Below are 6,416 nucleotides of genomic sequence, written 5' to 3'. Positions count from 1 at the left end.
AGGGTGGAGAGGATCTTGACGGTGGTGGTCTTGCCGGCGCCGTTCGGGCCGAGGAGGGCGAGGACGGTGCCGGCCGGCACCGCCAGGTCGATGCCGTCCAGGACCGGCTTGTCCCCGTAGGACTTCCGCAGCCCGGTGGCCGCGATGGCGAGTGGGGGTGAGGTCGGTGTCGTCATGCCCCGGAGTGTGCGCGGCGCCGCGTGCAACGACATTTCAGCCCGTTGTCAACGGCCACCGCCGACCGGAGCCGCGATGAAACGCGCCGGTCAGAGCGTAGTCCGCGACAACGTGTCGCACTCTTCGCGCTCACCCGGCCCGCGTCGCCCGTGGGTCCGCCGGGAGCGCGGTTGACATCGTGCTGAGAGCGCCGTGAAAGCGGGCGGGTGCAGGCTGAGTGCCACAACGAAGACGACGCGGCCCCGCCGGGGGCCGCGACCGATCCGAAGGAGCCCACCGCCGTGTCCCTCACCCTCACCGCCCAGGACAGGCTCACCCTGCACACCGCCGCGTACGGCGCCGTCTCGCTGATGGCCGCCGCCGGTGCCGCCGGCTCCCCCCACAGGGTGGCCACCCACGGCAGCATCGCCCTGTCCTCCGCGACCGGACCGGTCGGGCACGCGCTCGCCGGGAAGGTGAAGGGCCTGAAGCTGGACGGCAGGTCCACCGCCGGCCTCGCCGACCGGGTGCTGCCGGCCCTGACGGCGGCGATGGCCCTGCTCAGGGAGCAGTCCCCGGCCGAGGCCGACAACTTCCGCGACACCGTCCTGATCGCCCTCCAGGCGGCCGGCCGGGCCCACGGCGGCGAGCCCGGCCCCGCCATGGCCGAGATGGCCCGCAAGATCACCGCCGCCCTCGACGCCGCATGACGGCATGAGGACCGGGACCGCCCACCCGGCCTCCCGCGGCCGGCGGCCGGCGGCCGCGGGAGGCCGGTGAGAACCCGTCCCCGGACCTCCGGAACCGAGGCCCGGGGACGGGTTCTCGGGCGTCCCGGCCGACCTGGCCCCGGCCCCGCGATCGCGGACGACCAGCGATGCGGACCGGAAGCGGCCGAACACGACACCTCGTGCACGCGGCACGGCATGCGCTGTCACGGGGCGAGGGCCGGAGAAGGAGGACGTACCGGTGCGGGGGAGGGGGCCCGGCGCCACAGCCTGCTGGTCAGGGTGACCCCGGACAGGGTGTCGCCGGAGCGGACGCCGACGACGGTGACCCGGCCGGCCTCGACATGGAGGCCGTTCACGCTCAGGGCGCTGTCCGCCGGCAGGCCCAGCGGCTTCCACCGGCCGCGGTCCAGGCGCAGACCGAACGGGGCGGTGTCGCCGTTGCCGGTGACCGCGATCCCGTCCGGGGTGAGCGCCACCTGGTCGAGGACGTCGGTTCCGGCCGGCAAGGGCTTCTCGGTCCACGTGGTGCCGTCGAAGTGCAGCGCCAGTGCCCGGGTGCCGCCCTGCTCGTCCCGGGAGCCGCCGACCGCCCAGATGTCACCGGAGTCGCGGGCGGCCACCGCCCGCAGCTCGTTGTTGACGCCGCCGTGCGGGGGCAGGTCGACCACGGTCCAGGAGGTGCCGTCGTAGCGCATCATCGTCGCCTGGAGGTCGTCCCATGTGCGGCCGACCGCCCACAGCTCGGTGGCGGAGACGGCGGTCAGCGAGAACAGCGCCGTGCCGCCCGGGACCTGCGGGACGTCGACGACCTGCCACGACGTGCCGTCCCAGTGGCGGATCACGGTGTCGAACAGGTCGTCCGGGGTGCCGGTGTCGACCTGGGAGAACCCGACCGCCCACGCGTCGTCGGGGGCGATCACCTCCACATCGAGCAGGGAACCGCCGACGATGCCGTCGGGCGCGGGTGCGACGGCCACCTGCCAGGAGGTGCCGTCCCAGCGTTCGGTGAGGTATCCGCCCAGGACGCGGTCGTACTCGCCGACCACGAAGGCGGCCGTGGCCGAGGCGGCGTCGAGGTCGTTGAGCTGCGCACTGGCCTGTGCCGGGAGCGCCGGCAGCGGCACGTCGCGCCAGGCGCCGCCCGTGCGGGCATCGCGCGCCACGAGCTTGGGGGTGAAGCCGTCGTCGTGCAGGACCGAGCCCGCGACCCAGGTGGTGTGGCGGTCCGGCCGGGCGATCCCCCCGTAGGGGAGGAACTCCTGCCCGGGGGCGAGCTCGGTCTCCGACCAGCCGACGGGCCCGCGGGCCTCCGCCCCGGTCCCGGTCCCGGCGTGGGCGGGCAGCACCGTCCCGGCGAACAGCAAAGCGGCGGCGGCCACCACGCCGGCGCCGCGGGCGAGCACACGCATGACATCGTCCTCGTTCCTGGAACGGACCATCCGTTCCCCCAACCGAACGACGCCCCGAACCCGCTCCCACGTCACAGCCACCGTTCCCTGATCCGGGTCCCGGGCGATCCGACCGCTGCGCCGCACCGGGTGATCGGGCGATCGGTGGCCCCCGCGCCCCGGATCAGGGAGCCCGGTGCGCCGGCAGCACGCCGTCGAGGTGTCCCGCGGGCAGCACCTTGGTCGAGTTGTGTTCGCGGACGATCCGCCAGCCGTCCGGTGTGCGGCGCCAGACCAGTGAGGTCGTGGTGCGGATGTCCGTGGCGCCGTCGGGCACGGTGATCCGCGCCACGAACGTCAGGGTGGACGCGGCCAGGTCGTGGCCGGCGATGACGTGCGGGCCGTCGTCCACGGCGTGGTGCGCGGAGACCATCGCGTGGAAGTGGGGCTCCCAGATCGAGCCGTACTCGGCGGCTGTCGTGGCCACACGCTGCTCGGGGTCGAAGTCGTCGTAGAAGCGGACGTCCGAGGAGTGGAAGTCGTAGAACTCGCCGAAGGCGCGCCGGAAGTCGAACGGCGCGTCCCCCTCGTCGCGCTCCCACCCGAACACCCACCGGGTGTGCAGGTCCGCGATCACCTGTTCATCGGTCATGTCTCGACGCTACGGCCGGGGACGGGACCCAGGCAGGGTCCGTCACCCCCACCCATCCGTGGGGCGCCCCCGCCGCCCGCCCCGTCCGCGCCGTCCTCAGCCGAGCTCGGTGACGGCGAACGCCGCGTCCACGGACCGCACCCGCACCCCGCGAGGGCCCAGCGAGGCGCGCGGGTTCGTCGGAGGTGCCCTCCCGCAGGGCCGCGGGCCGACCGGGCGGGCGTGTCCAGGGTGCGCCACACCCAGGCAGACCGAGCAGGTGCGCGCCTATCGTGGCGGCATGGACAGCGGCAACCCCCTGGGTGAGTTCCTCCGTGCCCGCCGGGAGCTGATCAGCCCGGCCGGCGCCGGGCTGCCCTCCTCGGGCCGGCGCCGGACGCCGGGCCTGCGCCGGGAGGAGGTCGCCCAGTCGTCCGGAGTCAGCACCGACTACTACACCCGGCTGGAACAGGGACGGGAGCGGCACCCCTCCGCCCAGGTGGTGCACGCCCTCGCCCGCGCCCTCGGACTGAACGCCGAGGAGACGGCACACCTGCACCGACTGGCACGCACGGCCCGTGGCCCCGTCCGGCGCGGCGGCGGCGCGCCCGTCGGACCGAGCCTGCTGCGGCTGATGGACAACTGGCTGCACACACCCGCGCTGGTCCTCGACCGCCGGCTGGAGGTGCTGGCCGGCAACCGCCTCGGCCGCGCCCTCTTCGCCGTCATGCTGGAACGGGGCGAGACCAACCTGGTCCGGTTCGTCTTCCTGGACCCGGCCGCCCGAAACTTCTACCCCGATTGGGAGCGGGTCGCCAGGTCCTCGCACGCGGCCCTGCGCGCGGGCGGCGGAGACCCGGCGAGCGATCCCCGGCTCACCGAACCGGTCGGCGAGCTGTCCCTGCGGAGCCCGGAGTTCCGCACCCTGTGGGCCCGGCACGATGTGCGGGGCAAGGCCCACGAGGCCAAGTCCTTCAACCACCACCACGTCGGTGAGCTGACCCTCACCTACGACTCCTTCACCGTCGACAGCGCGGCGGACCAGCAACTCGTCGTCTACCAGGCCGAGCCCGGCAGCGCCTCCCAGCAGGCCCTGGCGCTCCTCGGCACGATGGCCGCCGACCTGCCCGCCGCACCGCCCGTACCACTGGGGCGGCGCCCGACAGGCTGAGCACCGGAAACCCCGCGACGCGGCGTTCCAGGCCATCGCCCGGCTCGTGCGAGCGGCCCGGCACCGAGCACTCCGGGCCCGGGCGGATCAACCGTCCGGGCCGGAGGCCGTTCATCCGCCCGCGCGTGCGGAGCACTCCGCGTTCAGCCGCAGGCCGAGGCGCAGGCACAGGCCGAACACCCGGCCCACCAGGACGGCCTCGCCTGTGCCCGGGCCCCTCGGCAGAGCTTCGTGCACGGGGTCCTGATCTCGCAGGCAGCGATCTCCCTGCCGAAAGAGAACATGGCACGGTTATACCCTTACCGGGTATATGTATTGCGCGGGGCGGGCGTCGGCGCGGTGTCGGAGCCGGGAGGCTCCGCCCGGTCGGCCCGTGTGCGACGGCGCGAGAAGAACCGTTCGAAGAGGGCTCACTCCACGGTGGTCAGCGGCAACGGCGGCGGCACGGTCGGAGGGCGGTCCTCCGATCTGGCACTCGTCCTCTACCGGGAGCTGCGCGCACGTGAGGCGTCGAGCCTGCCGGCGGTCGCCGCGGAGCTGGGGCTGACGGACGACGAGCTGGACCGCTGCCGTGCGGAGCTGGTCGGTCTCGGACTCGTCATCCCGACGGGGCGCGCCCACGACAACCGCCTCGAACTGGAGGCGGGCGGGGCGTCGGAGGCGGAGAGCGACGCGGTCACCGTCGTCACGCCCGAGATCGCGCTGTGCGGCTGCTGGAGGAGGAGCGCAGCCGACTGCGCGACCACCTGGACGTGCACAGCAGGCTGACGGCGCTGGCGGAGAGCTTCCTCCACGCGGGGCCGCCCGAGCGGGCGGCGGGCGCCGAAGTGGAGATCCTGCGTGACCACCGCCGCATCCAGCAGGTGCTGGAGGACATCACGAACGCCGTGCGGCACACACTGCGTTCGATGCATCCGATCGTGCGCGGCAGGGAGATCCCCGAGCGGGCGCTGAGCCGCGACCGGCGCCAGATCGCGATGGCACTCGGCGGCACCGTACGGGGAACAGGACCGGTCCGCCGCCCTGCGCATGCTCGCCTCGGGCATGAAGGACGAGAAGGTGGCCCGCAGCGTCGGGGTCTCCCTGCGCACGGTCAGCAAGAGGATCTTCGAGCCGATGCAGGAGCTGGGCGCCTCCAGCCGCTTCGAGGCTGGAGTGCGGGCCACCCGTCTGGGCTGGCTGGACTGACGCCGACATGGGCTGATCCGGACAGACCCGTTCCCGCGCATCCGTGCCTTGGCCTGGCGACGGGCACTGACAGCCGTTCAGAACCCGAAGACGGGCCCAGCCGGGGGTGCCACACGGCTCCCGGCAACGGGCGGGGCCAGGGACTCCGGCAGCACCGGGCCGCCCGGCCTGCTCCGCAGCGCCGCCGCCAGCCGCTCCGCGCCCTCGGGCATGACGGGCCACTCCCAGGAGGTCAGCGCGGCTGCCACCGCCAACTGGGGGCGAGCGGCGGCAGGTGCTGCCGGGCGCCCGCGGGCCTGCGCCGCTCGAAGCGGTTGACGTGCCCGAAGTCCGCGGTGCAGCGCACCACCTCGTCCAGCAGGGCGACGGCACGGCGGGGGGCGAACGCCTCGGGCCCGTAGGCCTCGCGCAGCTCCTCCGCCATCCGGTGCAGCCGCCGCGGCGAGCCAGCCGTTCCAGACGTTGTCGTGGCCGACGGCGAACAGGTGCATCGCCGCCGCCTCGAAGCGGGCGTCCACACGGTGCCCGGAGAACCCCTCCACGGGGACCGGCACTTCCCAGCTCCCCGGGTGCCCGACGGCCACGTCCGGCAGCCCTTCCTCGAGAAGGCCCTCGCACAGCACCGCGAGCCGCGGCGCTAGCGCCGCCGAACGCCAGTGGTCGGCGAGCATCTGGCGCAACGGCTCCAGGGCCAGGTAGAGGCGGCGGCCGCGCCGCGGCCGGCCCGGCGCGCCGCACCGGGCGCACACCGGATCCAGCAGGTCGTCGCCCGGCCGGGAGCACTTGTGGCACAGGTCCCCGTGGCCTCGGGTGCCGCAGTGCGGGCAGGCCCCTGTGACATGCGCCCGTGCAGCCAGCGGTCGCAGAGGACGCAGTAGGGCAGCAGGCGGGTCCTGGGGAAAAGGCGTACGAGGGACGGGGCGTGCCCGTTCTCGACCTCGACCGCTGACGTCGATCGCCCGCCGCCCCGGCTGGGGGCCTGCCGGGCCGTTCTCGGCGTCGTTCCCGCGCGGCCGAGCCGGCCCGGCCGGCCCGCCTGGCCCGCGCCCGCCTGCCCTTGCCGTCGCCACTCCACCGCCGGGCCGGACGCCTCCGGCCCCGCCCCGTCCCCCGACCGCCCCTGCCCGGAGAACCATTGCGGGACTTATTGA

General features: G+C 74.5%; 9 protein-coding genes and 1 pseudogene. 4 read left to right on the top strand and 6 right to left on the bottom strand.

Going from position 1 to position 6,416, the window contains the following annotated elements; genetic code table 11:
* On the bottom strand, positions 1 to 176 hold a 176-nt coding region (locus ACYVO2_RS31985; RefSeq protein WP_461011351.1), incomplete at its 3' end, for an ATP-binding cassette domain-containing protein.
* Positions 177 to 458: 282 nt separating this feature from the next.
* Between ACYVO2_RS31985 and ACYVO2_RS31980 the strand changes: the two genes are divergently transcribed.
* Entirely contained in the window at positions 459 to 866 is a 408-nt protein-coding gene (locus tag ACYVO2_RS31980) for a hypothetical protein (protein WP_461011572.1), read from the top strand.
* A 224-nt stretch (positions 867 to 1,090) separates the two neighbouring features.
* Here the strand turns inward: ACYVO2_RS31980 and ACYVO2_RS31975 are convergent, their stop codons facing one another.
* Together ACYVO2_RS31975 and ACYVO2_RS31970 are read right to left on the bottom strand one after the other, a co-directional pair.
* Positions 1,091 to 2,296, bottom strand: a complete 1,206-nt coding sequence (locus ACYVO2_RS31975) for a hypothetical protein (RefSeq protein ID WP_461011571.1) — start codon at positions 2,294 to 2,296, stop codon at positions 1,091 to 1,093.
* A gap of 163 nt (positions 2,297 to 2,459) precedes the next feature.
* Complete coding sequence (locus ACYVO2_RS31970; protein WP_461011570.1) at positions 2,460 to 2,927, bottom strand: YybH family protein; 468 nt, start codon at positions 2,925 to 2,927, stop codon at positions 2,460 to 2,462.
* 280 nt (positions 2,928 to 3,207) lie between these two features.
* Between ACYVO2_RS31970 and ACYVO2_RS31965 the strand changes: the two genes are divergently transcribed.
* Positions 3,208 to 4,077 (top strand): helix-turn-helix transcriptional regulator, encoded by an 870-nt coding sequence (locus tag ACYVO2_RS31965; protein WP_461011569.1) that lies wholly within the window; start codon positions 3,208 to 3,210, stop codon positions 4,075 to 4,077.
* Positions 4,078 to 4,188: 111 nt separating this feature from the next.
* On the opposite strand, the gene ACYVO2_RS31960 is transcribed toward ACYVO2_RS31965, so the two are convergent.
* On the bottom strand, positions 4,189 to 4,314 hold the full coding sequence (locus ACYVO2_RS31960; protein WP_461011568.1) for a hypothetical protein: 126 nt from the start codon (positions 4,312 to 4,314) through the stop codon (positions 4,189 to 4,191).
* A 183-nt stretch (positions 4,315 to 4,497) separates the two neighbouring features.
* On the opposite strand from ACYVO2_RS31960, the gene ACYVO2_RS31955 reads away from it, so the two are divergent.
* Both ACYVO2_RS31955 and ACYVO2_RS31950 read left to right on the top strand, forming a co-directional pair.
* Positions 4,498 to 4,845, top strand: a complete 348-nt coding sequence (locus tag ACYVO2_RS31955) for a hypothetical protein (protein WP_461011567.1) — start codon at positions 4,498 to 4,500, stop codon at positions 4,843 to 4,845.
* Between the two features lie 276 nt (positions 4,846 to 5,121).
* The gene (locus tag ACYVO2_RS31950) at positions 5,122 to 5,265 is read left to right on the top strand and encodes a hypothetical protein (RefSeq protein WP_461011566.1); all 144 of its coding nucleotides are present in this window, start codon (positions 5,122 to 5,124) and stop codon (positions 5,263 to 5,265) included.
* A 232-nt stretch (positions 5,266 to 5,497) separates the two neighbouring features.
* On the opposite strand, the gene ACYVO2_RS31945 is transcribed toward ACYVO2_RS31950, so the two are convergent.
* Together ACYVO2_RS31945 and ACYVO2_RS31940 are read right to left on the bottom strand one after the other, a co-directional pair.
* Positions 5,498 to 5,689: a hypothetical protein gene (locus tag ACYVO2_RS31945; protein ID WP_461011574.1), complete on the bottom strand. Its 192-nt coding sequence runs from the start codon at positions 5,687 to 5,689 to the stop codon at positions 5,498 to 5,500.
* Between the two features lie 151 nt (positions 5,690 to 5,840).
* Positions 5,841 to 6,401, bottom strand: a pseudogene (locus ACYVO2_RS31940) (class I tRNA ligase family protein); the annotation flags it as partial.
* Positions 6,402 to 6,416 lie beyond the last annotated feature (15 nt).

The organism is Streptomyces capparidis, from assembly GCF_054782095.1.
This window is presented reverse-complemented; position numbering and strand designations above follow the sequence as displayed.